The sequence below is a fragment of the Kitasatospora sp. NPDC048365 genome (assembly GCF_043200835.1).
GTDB classification, from domain to species: domain Bacteria; phylum Actinomycetota; class Actinomycetes; order Streptomycetales; family Streptomycetaceae; genus Kitasatospora; species Kitasatospora terrestris.
The window spans coordinates 237,083-255,641 of sequence record NZ_JBICYJ010000005.1 but is presented as its reverse complement, the minus strand read 5'-3'; the positions used below and the strand labels follow the sequence as shown (position 1 = coordinate 255,641).

20 protein-coding genes are annotated in these 18,559 nt (G+C 74.0%); 12 read left to right on the top strand and 8 right to left on the bottom strand.

Annotated elements, in window-relative coordinates:
* Positions 1–77 precede the first annotated feature (77 nt).
* From ACGFX4_RS07445 to ACGFX4_RS07410, 8 genes are read left to right on the top strand one after another with little or no spacing between them, the layout of a single operon-like run.
* Entirely contained in the window at positions 78–1,106 is a 1,029-nt protein-coding gene (locus ACGFX4_RS07445; protein WP_393071076.1) for an ABC transporter substrate-binding protein, read from the top strand.
* A gap of 2 nt (positions 1,107–1,108) precedes the next feature.
* Entirely contained in the window at positions 1,109–2,071 is a 963-nt protein-coding gene (locus ACGFX4_RS07440) for an ABC transporter permease (RefSeq protein WP_393071021.1), read from the top strand.
* The gene (locus ACGFX4_RS07435; protein ID WP_393071020.1) at positions 2,047–2,844 is read left to right on the top strand and encodes an ABC transporter ATP-binding protein; all 798 of its coding nucleotides are present in this window, start codon (positions 2,047–2,049) and stop codon (positions 2,842–2,844) included. Before ACGFX4_RS07440 ends, ACGFX4_RS07435 begins: the two co-directional genes overlap by 25 nt.
* Positions 2,844–3,917 carry an LLM class flavin-dependent oxidoreductase gene (locus ACGFX4_RS07430; RefSeq protein WP_393071019.1) on the top strand — a complete coding sequence of 358 codons (1,074 nt, stop codon included), beginning with the start codon at positions 2,844–2,846 and terminating at the stop codon, positions 3,915–3,917. The genes ACGFX4_RS07435 and ACGFX4_RS07430 overlap by 1 nt, the downstream gene beginning before the upstream one ends.
* Positions 3,914–4,420 carry a flavin reductase family protein gene (locus ACGFX4_RS07425; RefSeq protein ID WP_393071018.1) on the top strand — a complete coding sequence of 169 codons (507 nt, stop codon included), beginning with the start codon at positions 3,914–3,916 and terminating at the stop codon, positions 4,418–4,420. The genes ACGFX4_RS07430 and ACGFX4_RS07425 overlap by 4 nt, the downstream gene beginning before the upstream one ends.
* A gap of 18 nt (positions 4,421–4,438) precedes the next feature.
* Entirely contained in the window at positions 4,439–5,773 is a 1,335-nt protein-coding gene (locus ACGFX4_RS07420; RefSeq protein WP_393071017.1) for an LLM class flavin-dependent oxidoreductase, read from the top strand.
* Positions 5,774–5,831: 58 nt separating this feature from the next.
* On the top strand, positions 5,832–6,869 hold the full coding sequence (locus ACGFX4_RS07415; protein ID WP_393071016.1) for an aldo/keto reductase: 1,038 nt from the start codon (positions 5,832–5,834) through the stop codon (positions 6,867–6,869).
* 44 nt (positions 6,870–6,913) lie between these two features.
* Entirely contained in the window at positions 6,914–7,387 is a 474-nt protein-coding gene (locus ACGFX4_RS07410; protein ID WP_393071015.1) for a hypothetical protein, read from the top strand.
* Positions 7,388–7,499: 112 nt separating this feature from the next.
* On the opposite strand, the gene ACGFX4_RS07405 is transcribed toward ACGFX4_RS07410, so the two are convergent.
* From ACGFX4_RS07405 to ACGFX4_RS07395, 3 genes are all read right to left on the bottom strand, one after another.
* Positions 7,500–10,340 (bottom strand): BTAD domain-containing putative transcriptional regulator, encoded by a 2,841-nt coding sequence (locus ACGFX4_RS07405; protein WP_393071014.1) that lies wholly within the window; start codon positions 10,338–10,340, stop codon positions 7,500–7,502.
* 507 nt (positions 10,341–10,847) lie between these two features.
* Positions 10,848–11,054: a hypothetical protein gene (locus ACGFX4_RS07400; protein ID WP_393071013.1), complete on the bottom strand. Its 207-nt coding sequence runs from the start codon at positions 11,052–11,054 to the stop codon at positions 10,848–10,850.
* A complete protein-coding gene (locus ACGFX4_RS07395; RefSeq protein ID WP_393071012.1) occupies positions 11,051–11,587 on the bottom strand; it encodes a hypothetical protein in 537 nt (178 codons plus the stop codon). The genes ACGFX4_RS07400 and ACGFX4_RS07395 overlap by 4 nt, the downstream gene beginning before the upstream one ends.
* A gap of 270 nt (positions 11,588–11,857) precedes the next feature.
* Here ACGFX4_RS07395 and ACGFX4_RS07390 point away from each other — a divergent pair, with 270 nt between their 5' ends.
* On the top strand, positions 11,858–13,459 hold the full coding sequence (locus tag ACGFX4_RS07390) for an FUSC family protein (RefSeq protein ID WP_393071011.1): 1,602 nt from the start codon (positions 11,858–11,860) through the stop codon (positions 13,457–13,459).
* A gap of 64 nt (positions 13,460–13,523) precedes the next feature.
* On the opposite strand, the gene ACGFX4_RS07385 is transcribed toward ACGFX4_RS07390, so the two are convergent.
* A complete protein-coding gene (locus ACGFX4_RS07385; RefSeq protein WP_393071010.1) occupies positions 13,524–13,871 on the bottom strand; it encodes a hypothetical protein in 348 nt (115 codons plus the stop codon).
* A gap of 288 nt (positions 13,872–14,159) precedes the next feature.
* On the opposite strand from ACGFX4_RS07385, the gene ACGFX4_RS07380 reads away from it, so the two are divergent.
* Positions 14,160–14,900 (top strand): HU family DNA-binding protein, encoded by a 741-nt coding sequence (locus ACGFX4_RS07380; RefSeq protein ID WP_393071009.1) that lies wholly within the window; start codon positions 14,160–14,162, stop codon positions 14,898–14,900.
* A 54-nt stretch (positions 14,901–14,954) separates the two neighbouring features.
* Here the strand turns inward: ACGFX4_RS07380 and ACGFX4_RS07375 are convergent, their stop codons facing one another.
* Positions 14,955–15,251 carry a hypothetical protein gene (locus tag ACGFX4_RS07375; protein ID WP_393071008.1) on the bottom strand — a complete coding sequence of 99 codons (297 nt, stop codon included), beginning with the start codon at positions 15,249–15,251 and terminating at the stop codon, positions 14,955–14,957.
* 110 nt (positions 15,252–15,361) lie between these two features.
* Positions 15,362–16,042, bottom strand: coding sequence for an NUDIX domain-containing protein (locus ACGFX4_RS07370; protein WP_393071007.1), 681 nt, complete (start codon positions 16,040–16,042; stop codon positions 15,362–15,364).
* A 65-nt stretch (positions 16,043–16,107) separates the two neighbouring features.
* Here ACGFX4_RS07370 and ACGFX4_RS07365 point away from each other — a divergent pair, with 65 nt between their 5' ends.
* Positions 16,108–16,602 carry a hypothetical protein gene (locus ACGFX4_RS07365; protein ID WP_393071006.1) on the top strand — a complete coding sequence of 165 codons (495 nt, stop codon included), beginning with the start codon at positions 16,108–16,110 and terminating at the stop codon, positions 16,600–16,602.
* Between the two features lie 18 nt (positions 16,603–16,620).
* On the opposite strand, the gene ACGFX4_RS07360 is transcribed toward ACGFX4_RS07365, so the two are convergent.
* On the bottom strand, positions 16,621–17,349 hold the full coding sequence (locus tag ACGFX4_RS07360; RefSeq protein WP_393071005.1) for an SDR family oxidoreductase: 729 nt from the start codon (positions 17,347–17,349) through the stop codon (positions 16,621–16,623).
* 67 nt (positions 17,350–17,416) lie between these two features.
* Here ACGFX4_RS07360 and ACGFX4_RS07355 point away from each other — a divergent pair, with 67 nt between their 5' ends.
* Complete coding sequence (locus ACGFX4_RS07355) at positions 17,417–17,905, top strand: YfbM family protein (RefSeq protein ID WP_393071004.1); 489 nt, start codon at positions 17,417–17,419, stop codon at positions 17,903–17,905.
* Positions 17,906–17,909: 4 nt separating this feature from the next.
* Here ACGFX4_RS07355 and ACGFX4_RS07350 read toward each other — a convergent pair whose 3' ends face one another.
* Positions 17,910–18,200, bottom strand: a complete 291-nt coding sequence (locus ACGFX4_RS07350; RefSeq protein WP_393071003.1) for a hypothetical protein — start codon at positions 18,198–18,200, stop codon at positions 17,910–17,912.
* Between the last annotated feature and the right edge of the window lie 359 nt (positions 18,201–18,559).

The following is an 18,559-nucleotide window of genomic DNA, read 5'->3' as shown; positions in this document are numbered from 1 at the left end:
CGGCACGACCTGCACCGATCGAAAGGAACCGCACCTCCGTGTCCCCGTACCAGGGCGTCCCCACCCCGAACCGAAGAATGTTCCTCCGCACCGTGCTCGGCACCGGTGCCGCGCTCGGCCTCAGCGCCTGCGCGAGCGCCGCCGCCAGCGGCCCCGCGCTGTCGACCGGCGCGGCGCTGCCGACCGAGGTGTCCTCCGGCACCAGCCTGCGGATCGCCTCCGCCCTCGGTGCGCAGCAGCTCCAGCTCCAGCTCTCCGGGCTGATCGAGAAGATCCCCTTCACCGTCTCGTCCTGGCCGAACATCGGGGCCGGACCGGACGTCATCAACGCCTTCCGCGCCAACTCCCTGGATGTGGCCAACAACGCCGGCATCCCGCCGATCCAGGCGCACTTCCAGGGCTACGACGCGCGCATCGTCGGCATCAACCTGACCCGCAAGCCGTCCTACCTGTTCGCGACCAGGCCGCACAGCGACATCCAGTCGGTGGCGCAGTTCGCGGGCAAGAAGCTGGCGTTCTCCCAGGGCCAGGCGCAGGGCGTGGTGCTGCTGCGGGCGCTGCACCAGGCGGGCCTGAAGGACAAGGACGTGCAGCTGGTCCCGCTGACCAGCAACCAGTTCCTGACGGCCCTGGCGGCCGGCCAGGTGGACGTGGCCCCGCTGGGCATCTCCCAGGCCCCGGCCTACCTCAACCAGTACGGCGCCGACGGCGCGCACACCGTCGCCACCGACGTCGTGGACCTGCTCAACCTGCTGTGGGCCCCGGCCGGCGTGCTCGCCGACCCCGCCCGGGCCGCGGCGATCGCCGCCTTCGTCCCGATCTGGGCCAAGGGGCTGGTCTGGGTGTACGAGAACCCCGCGGTCTGGGAGCAGGAGTACTACGTGAAGAGCCAGAAGATCAGCGCCGAGCAGGCCCATCAGGTCACCCATCTGAGCAACAAGCCTCTGCTGCCGCCGAGTTGGGACGAGGCGATCGCCTGGGAACAGCAGACGGTCGACCTGCTGGCCGAGGGCGGCTTCGTGAAGTCGTTCCGCGCCGAGACCCTCTTCGACCGCCGTTTCGAGCACCTCGCGGCGGCCGCCGTTCCCGCCGAGTACCGGAGCTGACCGTGGCCGAACACCAGTCGACCGCCGTGGTGACCGCCCCCGAGCGGCCCGTCACCCCGGCCGCACCGTCACCCGCCGTACAGGAACCCGCCGAGCACCCACCCGCCGAGCAGGAACCCGCCGCGCGGCCGGCGACCGCCGCCGGGCCGGTCGCCGCCCCGGGTGCGACCACCAACGCCCGCCCCCGCACACGCCGGCTCGCCCCCGGTCCGCGCCGTCCCTACGCCCGGCTGGTCGGCCCGCTGGTCCTGCTGGCGATCTGGGCCGGAGCCAGTGCGGCGGGGCTGCTGGACCCGCGGATCCTGCCCGCCCCCTGGTCGGTCCTGGACACCGGGGCCCACCTGTGGGCCGAGGGGACGCTCCGCACCGACCTGGGCACCTCCCTGTGGCGCGCCGCGCAGGGCTTCGCGATCGGCCTCACGGCCGGCGTGCTGCTCGCGTTGACCGCCGGGCTGAGCCGGATCGGCGAGGCGCTGATCGACGGCACGGTGCAGGTCAACCGCGCCGTGCCGACGCTGGGCCTGATCCCGCTGTTCATCCTGTGGCTGGGGATCGGGGAGGCGTTCAAGGTCGTCATCATCGCGATCGTCGTCTACATCCCGGTCTACCTGAACCTGCACGCCGCCCTGGCCGGCATCGACGCCCGCTACGTCGAACTCGCCGAGGTGCTGCGGCTGGGCCGCTGGCGGTTCGTCCGCCAGGTGGTGATCCCCGGCGCGTTGCCAGGCTTCTTCGTCGGGCTGCGCCTGGCCGTCACGGGCTCGTGGCTGTCGCTGGTCGTCCTGGAGCAGATCAACGCCACCAACGGCCTCGGCTACATGATGTTCCAGGCGCAGAACTACGGCCAGACCCAGGTCATCGTCCTCGGACTGCTCATCTACGGGGTCTTCGGATTCACCTCCGACTCCGCCGTCCGTCTCCTGGAAAGGAGGGTCCTGGCATGGCGCAGCTCTCTGGGCAGCTGACCCGGCCCGCCGTCCGACTCGCCGGCCTGACCCGCTCGTTCGGACCGCGCACCGTGCTCGACGACATCGACCTGGAGATCCCGGCGGGGCAGTTCGTCGCGCTGCTCGGCCACTCCGGCTCGGGCAAGAGCACCCTGCTGCGGGCCATGGCCGGACTGGACCGCGGCACCGCCGGCAGCGGTGAGCTCACCATCCCCGAACGGGTGTCGGTGGCCTTCCAGGACTCCCGGCTGCTGCCGTGGCGCCGGGTGCTGGACAACGTGCTGCTGGGCATCGGGCGGCGGGACGGCGACGGGCGCGACGCGTCCGAACGCGGTCGGGCGGCGCTCGCCGAGGTCGGTCTGGCGGGCCGCGAGCGGGCCTGGCCCGGTCAGCTCTCCGGTGGTGAGCAGCAGCGGGCCGCGCTGGCCCGCTCCCTGGTCCGCGAGCCCGAACTCCTGCTCGCCGACGAGCCGTTCGGGGCATTGGACGCGCTCACCCGGATCCGCATGCATGCCCTGCTGCGCGAGCTGTGGCAGCGTCACCACCCGTCGGTGCTGCTGGTCACCCACGACGTGGACGAGGCGGCGGCGCTCGCCGACAGGGTGCTGGTCCTCGACCGGGGCCGGATCTCCGTCGACCTGACGATCGACCTGCCGCATCCCCGCTCCTACCGCGACCCGCTACTGGGCGAGTACCGCGAGCGGCTGCTGGCCGCGCTCGGTGTCCGGCCCGACGGCGAGCCGGTCGCCGCCGGTGCGGCCGGGTCGGCGGGGCCAGGCGGGGAGGGCTGATGGGCGAGCACCTCTGGTACATCCCGAACACGGTCGAGCCGGGCCACCGCGGCGACGACACCCTGGACGGCTGGGGCAGCCTCGACCACTCCACCGACCTCGCCCTCGCGGTCGAGCGGCACGGCTGGGCCGGGGCGCTGCTCGGCACCGGCTGGGGCCGGCCGGACACCTTCACCGTCGCGGCCTCGCTCGCCGCCCGCACCACCACGTTCAAGCCGCTGATCGCGGTGCGGCCCGGCTACTGGCACCCCGCCAACTTCGCCTCGGCCGCGGCCACCCTGGACCGGCTGAGCCGCGGCCGGGTGCTGGTCAACGTGGTCAGCGGCCTGGACGACCCCGCCGCCTACGGCGACGGCGAGTTCGACCGGACCCGCCGCTACGGGCGGACGCTGGAGTTCCTCCGGCTGGTCCGCCGGCTGTGGAGCGAGGAGACGGTGACGTTCCACGGCGAGCACTACCGGGTGGACGACTCCTCGCTGCGGCCCCGGCCGTGGGGTGCCGAGGACGGCCGCCACCCGCGGCTGTACTTCGGCGGCGCGAGCGAGGCCGCCGAGACGGTCGCCGCCCGGGAGGCCGACGTCCAGCTGTTCTGGGGCGAGCCGCTGGACGGCGTCGCCGAACGCGTCGACCGGCTGCGCGCACTCAGTGCGCGCGTCGAGCGCCGGCACCGGCCGCTGGAGTTCGGGCTGCGGGTGACCACCGTCGTCCGGGACACCACCGAGGAGGCGTGGCGGGCCGCGGAGGACAAGGTCGCCCGGATGGCCGCGCAGGGCGCCCACGACCCGGAGGCGTTCCAGCGCCGGGCCGCCGTGGGCCAGCGCCGCCTGCTCGACCTCCAGCAGCGCGGCGAGGTGCTGGACAGCTGCCTGTACACCACGCCCGGCCGCTACGGCGGCGGGGGCGCCGGGACGACCTGGCTGGTCGGCTCCGCGCAGGAGGTCGCCGACGCGCTGCGCAAGTACCGGGAGCTCGGGGTGACGCACTTCGTGCTCTCCGACACGCCCTACAAGGAGGAGATCGCCCGGGTCGGCGACCATCTGCTTCCCCTGCTGCGGCCGGAGGTGCCCGCATGACCCTCGTCGCGCCCGACACCGGATCCCTGCGCGCCGTGTACGGTGCCTTCCCCAGCGGCGTCACCGCGGTCGCCGCGCTGGTCGACGGACGGCCGCTCGGCCTGGCGGCCAGCTCGTTCACCTCGGTGTCGCTGACGCCCGCCCTGGTCTCGGTGTGCATGGCGCACACCTCCGGGACGTGGTCCGAGCTGCGCCGCGCCGAGCGCCTGGGCATCAGCGTGCTCGGCGCCGGGCACGGATCGCTGTGCCGGCAGCTCGCCGGCCCCTCCGGCGCGCGGTTCGACGGCGTCGACTGGCGGGCGACGGCGGACGGCGCCGTGCTGCTGGACGGCGCGAGCGCCTGGTTCGAGTGCGCCGTCGACCGCGAGATCCGCGCCGGCGACCACGACATCGTCCTGCTCCGCGTGCTCGACCTGCACGCCGAGCCCGCCGTGGACCCGCTGGTCTTCCACGCGAGCACCTTCCGCTCGCTCGCCCCCGGCGCCCCGCGCCCCACCCCCTGAACCCTCCGAAGGACCACCATGGGCAAGCAGCTCCACTTCAACCTGTTCATCCACGACACCGGCCACCACGAGGCGTCCTGGCGGCTCCCGGAGTCCGACCCCGCCGCCGACCTGGACCTGGCCTTCCACCAGCGGCTCACCCAGATCGCCGAGGACGCCAAGTTCGACTCGGTGTTCCTCGCCGACAGCCCGGCCCTGTGGGGCGACCCCAGCCGCCGTCCGTCCGGCAAGCTGGAGCCGACCGTCCTGCTGGCCGCCCTCGCCGCCGGCACCACCCGCATCGGGCTCATCGCCACCGCCTCCACCAGCTACAACGAGCCCTACAACCTGGCCCGCCGGTTCGCCTCGCTCGACCACCTCTCCAACGGCCGCGCCGGCTGGAACATCGTCACCACCGCCGGTGACGCCGCCGCCCGCAACTTCGGCCTGGCGGGCCAGCCGCTGCACCGCACCCGCTACGAGCGGGCCGCGGAGTTCCTGGAGGTGTCCACCAAGCTGTGGGACAGCTGGGCCGACGAGGCGCTGGTCGCCGACAAGGACGCCGGCGTCCACGCCGACCCCGACCGGGTGCGCCCGGCCGACCACCGCGGCCGCTTCTTCCAGGTCGAGGGCGCGCTGAACGTCCGCCGCTCGCCGCAGGGGCATCCGCTGCTCGTCCAGGCCGGCTCCTCGGAGGACGGCAAGGAGTTCGCTGCCCGCTGGGCCGAGGCGGTGTTCACCGCGCAGCCGACCCTCGCGGAGGGCCAGGCGTTCTACGCCGACGTCAAGCGCCGCGCGGCCGCCGTCGGCCGCGACCCCGACCACGTCAAGATCCTGCCCGGCATCGTCCCCGTGATCGGCGCCACCGAGGCCGAGGCCCGCGAACTGGAGGCCGAACTCGACCGGCTGATCAAGCCCGAGTACGCGCGCGAGCAGCTGGCGACCGTCCTCAAGGTGGACCCCGAACGACTGCGCTTCGACGAGCAACTGCCCGACGACCTGCCCACCGAGGACGAGGTCGAGGGCGCCAAGAGCCGCTACACACTGATCGTGGAACTCGCCCGCCGCGAGCACCTGACGGTACGCGAGCTCATCGGCCGGCTCGGCGGCGGCCGCGGCCACCGCACCTTCGCCGGCACGCCCGTCCAGGTGGCGGACACCATCCAGCACTGGTTCGAGAACGGCGCCGCCGACGGCTTCAACGTGATGCCCGCCGTCCTGCCGTCCGGCCTGGAGGTCTTCGTGGCCGAGGTCCTGCCCATCCTGCGCGAACGCGGCCTCTTCCGCACCGAGTACACGGGCACGACACTGCGCGACCACTACGGCCTGCCCCGCCCCGCCGACCGCTTCGCACTCGCCGCGAACGTCGCGTGAACGCCACCTCCTCCCCCGCCGTGGGCGGTGCGCCCGCCCGTCCCCCGAAAGGTCCCGCATGACCATCCCCTACCGGCCGTTCGGCCGCACCGGCGTCCAGGTGAGCGCTCTCGCGCTCGGCGCGATGAACTTCGGCGGCCTGGGCAACCCCAGCCACGAGGACGGCGTCCGCATCGTCCACCGCGCCCTCGACGCCGGCATCAACATCGTCGACACCGCCGACGTGTACTCGCAGGGCGAGTCCGAGGTGATCGTCGGCAAGGCGCTGGCCGGCCGGCGCGACGACGTCTTCCTCGCCACCAAGTTCCACGGCCGGATGGGCGAGGACATCAACCGGTCCGGCAACTCGCGCCGCTGGATCCACCGCGCCGTCGAGGCCAGCCTGGAACGCCTCGGCACCGACCACATCGACCTGTACCAGGTGCACCGCCCCGACGAGGACACCGACTTCGACGAGACCCTCGGCGCCCTGACCGACCTCGTCCGCCAGGGCAAGATCCGGTACATCGGCACCTCCACCTTCCCGGCGTCCCGGATCGTCGAGGGCCAGTGGACCGCGGAGCGGCGCGGCCGCGAACGGGTGGTCGCCGAACAGCCCCCGTACTCGATCCTCGCCCGCGGCGTGGAGGTCGAAGTCCTCCCGGTGGCGCAGCGGTACGGGCTCGCGGTCATCCCGTGGAGCCCGCTCGCCGGCGGCTGGCTGACCGGACGCTACCGCGCGGGCGGGGCCCAGCCGCACTCCAGCCGCGCCGACCGCCAACCCGGGCGCTTCGACCTGGGCAGCGCCGAGAACGCCGACAAGCTCGCCGCCGTCGAAGCCCTCGCCGTCCTCGCCGACGGAGCCGGCCTCACCCTCGTCGAGCTCGCCCTCGGCTTCGTCCTCGCCCACCCGGCCGTCACCGCGCCGATCATCGGCCCGCGCACCCTCGCCCAACTGGAGGACCAACTCGGCGCCGCCACCACCCCCCTGCCCCCGGACGTCCTCGACGCCATCGACAAGATCGTCCCCCCGGGCACAACCCTCTCCTCCCGCGACACCGGCTACCTCCCACCCGCCCTCCACACCCCCGCCCTCCGCCGCCGCCCCGCCCCCTGACCGCCCGCGCCGCCGGTGTCGCACCGGGGCGCTAGCGTGACGCCGTGTCCAGCGTCTATGAATTGTCGATCGCCCTGAACCTGTCCGAGGACCTGTCCGAGCACGAGGAGGCCGAGCTCCGGTGGCACCTGGGGCTCGGCCCCGGGCCGGAGGTCCTCCGCATCGTGCCCCGGTTCCCGGTCGTGGTGGAGGACGACCACGACGGACTCGTCGTCGAGGACCACCCCGCGCCGCTCCTGGGCCGCCACGACGCGGCAGTCCACGTCGGTGGGGCGCTCGTCGCGGCACTCGTCCGACCGCAGGAGCCGTGGAACGGCCCGTGGGCGCTGACCGTCCGCCAGGAGATCCACCCCGACGACTTCGACCTCCTCGGCGAACTGCTCGCCTGGCTGGCCACCAAGGCCGACGACCGCCACCACTCGTCCACCGGCACGGTCCGCCTGGGCTGGACCCGGTTCTACGAGTCGGACCGCTTCGAGCGCTTGGAGCTCAAGGACGGCGAGGTCGCGTGGCCGTAGCGCCTGCTGCTGGATCTGCCGCTGGGCCTTCGGGCTTCAGCCGACCGTGAAGCCTCCGTGGCGCGCCGTCTCGCACGGCCGTCCGCCCGCTCCGGGTCGTGGCCCAGGTCCGTTACCGGTCGGGGTGGTGGCGGTGGGTGGCGAGTTTGGTGCGGAGGCGGTCGGCGTCGGGGTGGTCGAGTTCGGTGTGGATGACGAGGGCGGCGCGCCAGTGGTCGGTGGCTGCCTGGTGGTCGCCGGTGGCGTGGTGGATGTCGCCGAGTTCGGCGAGGGCGAGGGCTTCCTGGGGGCGGGCGCCGAGTTCGCGGTGGAGGGCGAGGGCCTCGCGGTAGTGGGTGAGGGCGGGCTGGGCGTCGCCGGTCTGCCAGTGGGCGTGGCCGAGGCTGGCGAGGGTGCAGGCTTCGCTGTAGCGGTCGCCGCTCTCGCGCAGGAGGGCGAGGGCCTCGCGGCAGTCGGCGATGGCCTGCCGGTGGTTGCCGAGCAGGGACTGGTACCAGCCGACGGCGTTGAGCAGGCGTGCCTGGCCGGGCCGGTGGCCGGCGGTGCGGTGGAGGTCGAGGGCGTGCTGGGCGTGGTGGAGGGCTTCGGCGTGTTCGGCGCGCTGTTCGTGCCAGAGCGCCAGGCTGTGCAGGACGGTCGCCTGGCCGCTCGGGTTGTGGAGTTCCCGTTCCAGGGCGAGGGCCCGGTGGAGGTGGGTGTGGGCGGCGTCGAGGTCGCCGAGTCCGCGGCAGGCCTGGCCGAGGTGGCGGTGGGCGAGGGCTTCGGCGCGCGGGTCGCCGAGTCGGCGGGTTGCTTCGAGGGCGCCGAGCTGGCCGGCCCGCAGGTCGTGTCGCAGGCCGCGCCGGGACAGGTAGGTGAGGATCGCCCAGGGCAGTTGCCAGGCGTGGGTGTCGAAGCCGGCGGCGGCAGCGGCCGGACCGAGGGCGAGCAGGACGCGGCGTTCGGCGTCGCACCAGGCCATGGCCCGGTCGACGGTGTCGATCGGGTCGGGTGCCGCGCCGGGGCGGGGTGCGGTGAGGGCGATGGGGTCGCGGGCGGGGCTGAGCAGGCGTTCGGCCGCGTACGCGGTGTGCAGGTAGTGGTCGAGCATCCGCTCGGTGGCGGCGCGGCGCCGGTCCTCGTCGTCGTGTTCGCGGGCGAGGTCGCCGGCGTAGGCGCGCAGCAGGTCGTGGAAGTGGTGGCGGCGGGGCGCGTGTTCGGCGAGCAGGTGGGCGGTGGCGAGTTCTTCGAGGGCGGTGCGGGCCCGGCCGGTGGGGAGGTCGGCGATGCGGGCGGCGGCGGTCTCGGAGACGTCGGGGCCGGGGTGGACGCTGAGCAGCCGGAACAGGCGCGCGGCGGGTTCGCCGAGTTGCTCGTACGACCAGGAGAAGACCGTCCGGACGTCGCTGCTGGTGTCGCCAGCGTTCAGTGCGGGCAGCCGGTGCCGGTCGTCGCCGAGCCGGTCGACCATGTCGGCGATGCGCAGCGCGGGGTTCATGGCGAGGCGGGCGGCGGCGACGCCGAGGGCGAGGGGCAGCCGGGCGCAGGTGTCGATCAGTTCGGCGACCGCGTCCGGTTCCGCGGCGACGGTCTCGGGGCCGAGCCGGCGGGTGAGCAGTTCGGTCGCCTCGGGGACGGTGAGCACGTCCAGGGTGAGGGGTTGGGCGCCTTCGACGGCGACCAGGCTGGTGAGGGCGGAGCGGCTGGTGACCAGGACCAGGCAGCCGGTGCTGCCGGGCAGCAGGGGGCGTACCTGTTCGGCGTCGCGGGCGTTGTCCAGGACGACGAGCAGTCGGCGGCCGGCGACCAGGCTGCGGTAGAGCGCGGTCTGGGCCTCCAGGGTGGCGGGGATGCGTCCGGGCGCGGTGCCGAGGGCGTCGAGGAAGCCGCGGACGGCCTGTTCGGCGGGCATCGGCTGCCCGGTGGGGTCGAAGCCGCGGAGGTTCACGTACAGCTGGCCGTCGGGGAAGCGGTCGGCGACCTGGTGGGCCCAGTGCAGGGCGAGGGTGGTCTTGCCGATGCCGGCGGTGCCGGAGATGGTGGTGATCCCGGCCGCGCCGGGATCACCGGCTTCGGCGATGCATCCGGCGAGCTTCTTGAGTTCGAGGGCGCGGCCGGCGAAGAAGCGGGTGACCATCGGCAGTTGGCGCGGCACCGGCGCGTCCGGCCGGACCGGCGCGGGCGGTGGGGCCGGGGGCGCTGCGGGCAGCCGGTCGGCGGCGGGGGTCTCGACGGTGGAGTCCAGGATCCGCTGGTGCAGTTGCTGGAGGGCGGGCGAGGGTTCGATGCCCAGTTCGGTGGCGAGTTCGCGGCGCAGGTCGCGGTAGACCTCCAGCGCGTCGGCCTGGCGCCCGGAGCCGTACAGCGCCCGCATCAGCTGCCCGTGCAGCACCTCGACCCAGGGGTGCTCGCGGACGACCGGCCCGAGTTCGGCGATCGCCGTGCTGTACTCGCCGAGCCGCAGCCGGGCCTCGGCCAGCCCTTCCACGGCCTGCAGCCGGGCCTCGCGCAGCCGGCCGACGCCTGCGGTCTCCGCGCCGGAGCCGGGCAGGTCGCCGAGCGGTTCGCCGCGCCAGAGCGCGAGCGCGTCGGAGAGGCTCCCGGCGGCGTCGGCCCAGCGGCCGTCCGCCCGCGCCTGCCGTCCGAGCCGGCAGTGCTCGGTGAACTCGTCGAGGTCGAGCCGGCCCGGTGGTACGGCGATGAGGTAGCCGTCGTGGACCCGCTGGATGAGCTCGGGGTCGGCCCCGGCCGCGCCGAGGGTGCGGCGCAGCCGCATCACGTGGTTGTGCAGTGACGCGGTGGCGGTGGCGGGCGGGCTGCCGCCCCACAGCGCGGCGACCAGGTGGTGCGCTGGCACCGGGCGGTTGGCGTTCAGCAGCAGGGTGGCCAGCAGGCCCCGTGCCATGGGCGCGCGGAGCGGGACCGGCACTCCGTCGCGGGAGACCGCGACCGTTCCGAGTATCGCGAACCTCATCCCGCTCCCCCGCCGTAGTTCCCCTGGTCAGCGGCATCGTATCGGCACGATGGCGCGCACATGACCGGGTGGTGGACAACGGCCGGAGACGGTTTACGCAGGGTGACGGCGGTCCGGGCCGCGGACCGTCGCGAACGGGAGCCCTGCGGCCGACGTGTCCGGCCGGTCGACCGGTCGGCCGGGGGTGTTGACGGCGCCGCCGCGTCCTACGCGTCGCCGCTGCGGCCGGCGACGCCACCGGGATCGTCACCGTCGAGGGTCCAGATGGTGTCGGCCCGACCACCCCGGCCCCGAGTACCACGCCGATCCCGGCCGTCGCTCCGCACGCCGTACCCCCACCGCAGTTGATGACCACCACATGCCAAAAGGCCCTGTCGGTGTCCAGAATCCCCGAGCGATGATCACGGGACTATCCGCTTCGCGAACGGGTCACCGCAGGTTTGTGGATAGCCGGCGACGGCCGACGGGTGGTAGGCCCCGGCGAGCACCCGTCACGTCCCCCGCGGGTCACCCGGCGGGTGGCCGCTGCTTCCGGCGGCGCAGCACCAGATCGGCGATGCCACCGGCCGCCATCACCAGGGCGAACGTGACCTTCAGCCAGGCCCAGGGCCCGGACGAGAAGAGGCCGTCGAAGAAGTACCAGACGGGCGCCGCAACCAGGAAGACCCTGGACGCGACGGAGGAGGCCCGGGACTCGGGTTGGCGCTCGGTCATGCCGATCCGTTCAGGTGTGCGGCCACCACCGTCCGGGCCCGGGGGCCGCGGAAGCCGCCGCGCAGCGGGGCAAGGGCGGTGACCGTCGCGCGGACCCAGGCGGGGTCGCCCAGGCGTTCGGGGCGGGCGGAGGCGACGGTCTGGGCCAGCAGCTCCGAGACGAGGTCGATGGAGTAGCGGCTGTAGCGGCGGGCGTGGTGGGAGAAGTCGGCGCCCCAGTACTCGTACGGGTGCCGGAGGGTGGCGCCCACACCGGCCGGTCCGCCACCGACCTGGCTGGTCCCGTTGAGGCTGTGGACGATGTTGGCGAAGACCGCGAGGGTACGGGAGTTGCCGAGGCGGGTCGGCTCGGCGGACAGGTGCAGCTCCATGAAGCGGCGCCAGGGAACGACCTCCGTCCGGCTGCCGTCCTCCCAGGCCGCGAGGCCTTCCGGCTCCAGCGTCAGGTACTGCGCGCGGCGGGCGGTCGGGTCGCCGATCGTCCAGCGGTCGCCGCTCCACTCGAGCGGCCCGAGCACGGGAGCCCCGGTCATCCGTACCCGCTCCCCGTCCCGTTCCGCCTGCTGCCGGAGGACACGTTCTCACGGAGATCGCCTGCTCAGAGGCGTGACGGGATATCGATCCGGCAACGAACCAACCGCGAAGCCGGCCCACTGGCGGGGCTCGCCGCGCGACCGCGTACGGGTGAAGACCAGACGCCGGCCGAGGCGTTGACGGAGGCGCCGGCGGGGTCGGGGTGACTCCGGGCCGTCACGGCGCCCGGCCTGCACGGCCGGCGCCCCGCCGGATGCGATCGTGGGCGCATGAGGTGGTGGGAGGCACGCGCCGCGACGATCCGCCGGGCGCTGCGGGTGACGGGCCGCAGGCCGCGCCTGGTGGACGTCGGACGCGGCCTGCTCGGCGTGGTGGCGGCGACGACGGTGACGCTGGCGCTGGGCACCCCGGGCGCGGCCGCCTCGGCGGCGGGAGGTGCGGCCGTGGCCGGGGCGATGGGCCTGCGGGGCGGGCCGCGGGGAAGGCTCCCGTCGATCGTGGCCGTCTCCGTGGTGATGGGTGCCGCGACCTTCGCCGGGGCCCTCGCCGCGCCGCACACCGTGCTGTTCGTGGGCCTGGCGGTGGTGTGGAGCTTCGCCATCGGGATGCTGTGGGCGGTGGGTTCCGCCGCCGGGGTCGTCGCGGCGGCCGGGTCGGTGCTGCTGGTCGCGGCGGCCTCGGTGCCGTTGAGCGTGGAGCACATGCTCGGCCGGGCGGCCCTGGTCACCGCGGGCGGGCTGGTCCAGGCCGTCCTCGTCGTCGTGTGGCCGGGCAGGCGGTGGCGGGTCCAGCGCGAGGCGTTGGCCGGTGCGTACCGGGCCGTTGCCGACGGTGCGCGCGCCCTGGCGGCGGATCCCCGGGCCGTCCTCGACCCCGCCCCACCGGCCACCTCCAGGGCGGCGTTCACCCTGACCGAGCGGCAGGCCGGGCGCCGCCCGCCGGCCTTCCGGGACTACTACGGCCTGCCGGAACGCATCCGGCCCGCACTGACCGCCGTCGCCCGGGCCACCGAGTCCGGTACGGCGGCCGAGAGAGACGCCGCACAGGCCTGGCTGCGTACCGCGGGCGAGGTGCTCGACGGCGTCGCCGCCGGCCGCCCCGCGACGGATCCGCGGGCCGCGGAGCAGCTCAGGGAGTTGATCGCCGAGACCGGGCGCACCACCTGCCCCCTCCCGGCCGCGCGCCCGCTGGCCGAGCAGTTGACGCGCGCCGTCGACCTCGCGGGCACCGGCGCCCTGCCCGTCGGCGAGAGCGCCGAGCGCCTGCGGAGGCCGGGCCCGGCGGCCTCCCTGAGGTCCGCCGCCGGGGCCGTCGGAGCGCAACTCTCACCCGCCTCCCCCGTCTTCCGCCACGCGCTGCGGCTCGCCGGGACCACCGGGGCCGCCGTCGTCCTCGCCCGCGCCACCGGTCTGCAGCACGGCTACTGGATCGCCCTGACGACCCTGATGGTCATGCGGCCGGAGACCGCTCGCACCGTCGAACGCTGCCTCGCCCGGGTGGCCGGCAACGCCGTCGGCATCACCCTCCCCGCCGTCGTCACCGTCGCCCTGCACCCGGGCGCAGCAGCGGACGCCGTCCTGGCGCTGGCCTTCCTCGGCTGCGCCTACCTGCTCTCCGAGACGGGGTACGTGGCCCTGACCGCAAGCCTCGCGACGGCGATCGTCTTCCTCACCGCCGCCACCGGAGCGGACGAGCCCGACGCCGTGGCCACCCGACTCCTCGCCACCGCCATCGGCGGCGCCCTCGCCGTCACCGCCCACCTCCTGCTCCCCGCCCCGGCCCCGGCGGGGGCGCCGCACCGGCGCAGAAGTCACGCGAACGGGGAGGCGCGCCGCACCAGCCGCAACGGGGACGGCCCGACCGCCATGTGAGCCGCGCGTGCGCGCCGTTCAGCCCTCCGGGTCCACCCGCTGATCTCGCTGCTCCGGTCCTCCGTCACAGGTCCACGTGCTGTTCGATCGCCGCTGGATCGCCCGCCGGCCCGTGCCGCAGCACCACCCGGGCCGGGCGGAAGGGGAGCCCGCGCAGGACGGGAGCCATGACGGCGAAAAGGGCGGCGGCATCGGGGCCGTACGCGTAGAGCACCGCCTCGCCGCCACCGAACTCGTGTCCGTCGAACTCGCCGACACCTGCCTGTTCGATCAGTTCGGCCAGCAGCGTCCCCGTTTCCCGGACAGTCGCCCGCTGGCTCGGGTCGCCGAAGCCGGCCGGGGCCAGCCGGAAGCGTGCGACGACCGCGTTCTCGCCGCAGGTCTCCACATCCACAGGGTCCATGTCGTCCATCCGTGAAAGGTCTCATCCGGGGCCGACATCGCCTCGCCGGGACCATTGCGCGCCGAGCGCCCCCCGCGTCAACCCCGGTGGACGACCGGGCAGATGACCAGGGTTTCCGCCGCGCATTCCGGCCGGTGAGGGGCGGAACTCGACCTGGTGGGCGGGTTCTGGGGCGGGTCGGGGCACCAACTCGCTGTCCGGCGAGACCGCGTGCGCAGGCGGAATTGCGAACTCCGAATTACCGTGAAAGCGAAAACAGCTCAAATCGTCATCAAAACCCACCAAGGAGTCGTCACCATGAACAAGGGCCAGCTCGTCGAAGCAGTCGCAGGTCAACTCGGCAGCCGGGCAGCCGCGGAGGACGCCGTCGACGCGGTCCTCGACGTGATGGTGCGTGCCGTGGTCGCCGGCGAGCGCGTGTCGGTCACCGGCTTCGGCACCCTGGAGTCCGTCCAGCGGTCCGCCCGCTACGCCCGCAACCCGCAGACCGGCGAGCGCGTTCGGGTGAAGAAGACCACCACTCCCCGCTTCCGCCCCGGCCAGGGGTTCAAGGACCTGGTCTCCGGCGCGAAGAAGCTCCCGAAGCAGGGGCCGTCCATCATGAAGGCCCCCAAGGGCTCGCTGACCCCCGGCGGTACGACCGCCACGACCACCAAGCGCGCCGCGGCCAAGCGCACGGCGGCGGCGACCGCCACCCCGGCGAAGAAGGCCGTCGCCAAGAAGGCGGCACCGGCCAAGGCGGCCGCGGCCAAGAAGACGACGGCGGCCAGGACCACCGTCAAGAAGACCACCGCCAAGCGCACCACCGCGGCGGTCGCACCGGCGACGGCCAAGAAGGCGGCGCCGGCCAAGAAGACCACCACCGCCAAGGCCGCCGTGAAGAAGACGGCCACCACCAGGAAGACGAGCGCCACCAAGCCTGCCACCGCTGCGAAGAAGACGACCGCGCCGGCGCGGAAGACCGCGTCCACCGCCAAGAAGACGACCACCGCCAAGAAGACGACCACCGCCAAGCGGGCCACCCGCGCGGCCCGCTGACCACCGCACCGCCGGCCGGGCGCGGCCCCTCCGCGCGGGGGGGGTGGCGTCCGGTCAGCCGGTCCCGGTCGCGGTTACCGCGGGTTCGCCGGCGGTCGCGGGTTCGTGGAGCGCGTCGAGGAGGGCGAGCTGCTGTCCGGTCAGGCTGCCGTCGGATCGCAGTCCGTCCTGTTTGCGCAGCCGGGCGCCGGGGCGGAAGGCGGGGTCGTCGCCGAGGCCGGTGCGGTCGACCGGACCCGCGAGGGTGCCGCCGGCGACGATCAGCGTCCTGCCGGAGCCGGAGCCGGAGCCGGTGGCGGCGACGAGCGTGGCGCGGCCGCCGTCCTTGACCTCCCGTGCGGCGGCCGCCACGGCGCCTTCTGGAACTGGTGCAGCGGTACGGGCCGCAGCGTGGCACCACCCGGCGGTACGGCCGGCACGGGGGGCTCGACGGCGGTCGTGCGGGAGCAGCGGGCAGCGGGTCAGCGCAGCCGGCCGGACGTGTGCAGCATGTCGAACACCATCCGGTCCACCGGCGACACCCGCGCGCGGTCGGCGTGGCCGAACCAGTCCAACTCCGCGATCTCGTTCGCGGGAACCAGCGGACCGGTGTGCTCGGCGGTGTAGCAGATCATCCGGAACTCTGTGCGGCCGTCGGACTCCCGCCGCGTCTCGAAGGTGCCGACGTGCACCATCGTGGCCGTGTCGATCCGGGCCCGCAGCTCCTCGTCGATCTCACGCGCCAGCGTCTCGGCGTCGGACTCGCCCGCCTCCCGCTTCCCGCCGGGGAAGTAGAAGACGTCCAGACCGTGGCAGCGTGTCACGAGGACCCGACCGCCACGCACCAGGACCCACGCCACCTTCTCGGGCACGACCTCGCGCTTCTCCATGCCCGGCCCCTTACCCGTCCCCACGGGCACCGGAACGACCCCTGCCCACAGGTCAGACACCTGTGGCACCGTCCCCTCGCCACCGGGCGGCGAGGCACTACCGGACGGACTGGGGCGGTCCTGCCGTGCGAGGAGGAACGCCGCGACGTCCGGCAGCCCGGCCGGCAGGTCGTCCAGCCGCTCCAGCTCCCCGTACCGGGTGATCCTCCGCCACAGGTCCTCGGGATCGAAGCGGTCGGTGCGGTGGAGGATCTGCCAGGCTGGGCCCTGCACGCGCCCGAGGGCGCTTCCGTACCCGCGCGGGCGGGCCCCGGCGCCGAGGACGAGGAATCACGGTGATGGACGAACGGCTGGACGGCGACTGGCTTCGCGGCTGGTGCGAGCGGACGGCTGCGGCCGTGGCCGGGCTGACGGAGTCGTTCGAGGTACGGCACGGCTTCCCGCCCGGCGACAACGTGATCGCGCCCGCCACGGACGAGAGTCACCGGGCGACCGGGGCGCTCGTCGCGCTGACCCCGATCCCCGCGGACCTGGCCACGGTGTACCGGGTGATCGACGAGGTGTCGCTGCCCGACGTGGCGAACGGCTGCTTCGTCCACCCGGCCTCGCTGGTCGCGGAGCACGTCCGCGCCTACGGGCCCGTTGCGATCCCCGATGAGGGGCCCGCCACGGTCTTCGCCAGCGACGGCGGCGGCCGTCTTTTCGCCGTGACCGGCTCCGGACGCGTGTGGATGTCGACCGCGGCTTCCTGGTCCGACCGGTTCGACCTTGCCGCCGCCGGCCTGCGGGAGTTCTTCGAGGGGATCTCCCGGCAGGTCACCGACCAGCTCTGAGCCAGGTGCGAGTGGGGGTCAGAGCTGCTCGAAGTGGAAGGAGCGGATGAAGCAGTCGCGTGGTTGGCCGATCGCGAAGAGGACGCAGTCGAGCACGGACTGGGCGGTCAGCGGGTCCTTCGCGGTCCGGGTGGCCTGGTCCCAGGTGGGGTGGAGCGGGTCGCCGTCGGTGAAGTCGGGCGGGTAGAGCGAGATGACGCGGATGCCTTCGGGGCGGAGCCGGTGGGAGAGGATGTCGGCGAAGCCGGCCTGGGCGGCTTTGGCCGCGTAGAAGGCGGGGTGCGCCTGGGACCGGTGGTCGCGGGTCTCCGCGGCCGAGGAGACCAGGTTGACCACGTCGGCGCCCTCGGACGTGCGCAGCAGCGGCAGGAAGTGCTTGACCGTCAGCAGGGTGCCGGTGGCGCCGGACGCGAGGGTGTCGGTGATCGCTTCGTCGTCGGCGTCCCAGAGGTCGGGGCCCGCGAGGTACCGGGCGCCGTTGTTGACGAGCACGTCGACCCGGTCGGTGCGGGCGGCGACGCCCTCGGCGAAGGCCCGTACGGTGGCGGGGTCGGCCAGGTCGCAGGCGAACGCGTCCGCCCGCGCGCCGCTGTCGGCCGCGATCTCCTCTGCGGTCTTCCGGGCGGCGGCCACCGTGCGGGCGGAGAGGAACAGGCGCGCGCCCAGCTGTCCCGCGCGCAGCGCGAACGCCCTGCCGAATCCGCGCCCGGCCCCGGTCACCACCACGGTCTTTCCGGCGAGGTCCATGCGCACAGCTCCTTCGACGTTCTCGTGTCGATCATGTGTTGATCATTGAGAGCGTACGGTGTGCGGTATGACCCTGGGAGTGCATTTCGCCATCGATGCGGAGACCGCCGGCCGCCTGCTCGCGGCCGCGAACGACGGGGAGGTCGCCGCGCTGGTCGAGGAGATCGAGGGGGAGGCGATCGGTGTCGGACACTGCGACACCGACAAGGCGTGGGACGCGATCCACCGCAGCCTGACCGACGGCTACCTCGGCTTCGAGAACGGCAGCTACCCGCTGAACGCCGCGGTCCTGGGCGGCGTCCCGCTCCACGAGGGGGACGACTGGATCGTCTGCCTGCTCGCTCCGGATCAGGTTCGCGATGTCGCCGATGCCGTGGCCGAGGTCGGACGCGAGGCGCTGAGGGCGGGCTACGACCGCATCGACGTCGAGGACTACGGTCCGGAGTTCGGCGACGAGGACTTCGCCTACACCTGGGCGAACTTCGCCGACCTGGTGGTCTTCTTCCGGGAGGCGGCGGACGCGGGCAGCCATGTGGTCTTCACGGTCGCCCAGTAGCGGCTCACTTGGCCGCCGCGTGGACGGCCTCCATCACGACCGCTCCGGTGCCGGCCATCACGTGGTAGACGGCCCCGCCGGCCAGGACGAGGGCACCGAAGAGGATCCAGCCTCCCGGTCCGCTGACCGCCCGGACCACCGAGGCACCCGTCACCGGGTCGCGGTCGTCTCCGCCTGGGGAGCGTACGAGTTCCCTGGCGATGTGCCCGGCTCCGACCACGGCGCGGGCCGCCCCGACCAGTGCCATGCCTGCGACACCGATGCCGAACCACCCTGCTCGACCGATCTCGTCCATGGTTCTCACCATCTCTCGGCCGGCGATGCGCGGCGGGAGTGCGCCTCGCGTGCGCCTCGATGGTCCCCCCGCCGCCGGTCGGCTCACCAGAGCCGACCGGTCCCACCCGCCTGGGCCTACCGGCCCCACTGCGGATCCGATCGGGTGTCAGCCCTGCCAGGAGCCGCCGATCTCGCGGCGGGCCCGGTGCGGGCGGTGTAAGCCCGGCCCGTGTGTGCGGCCGTGTCCGGTGCCGCGGTCGGCGAGGTTGGTGACTGCGGAACGAGGCGTACGGCTCCTGCGTTCGACCATGGAATCCCCCAGAGTGACGGGCACTTGACGCCTCGAAGACCGCGCTGCGAGGCGTCCGGTGCTCACTT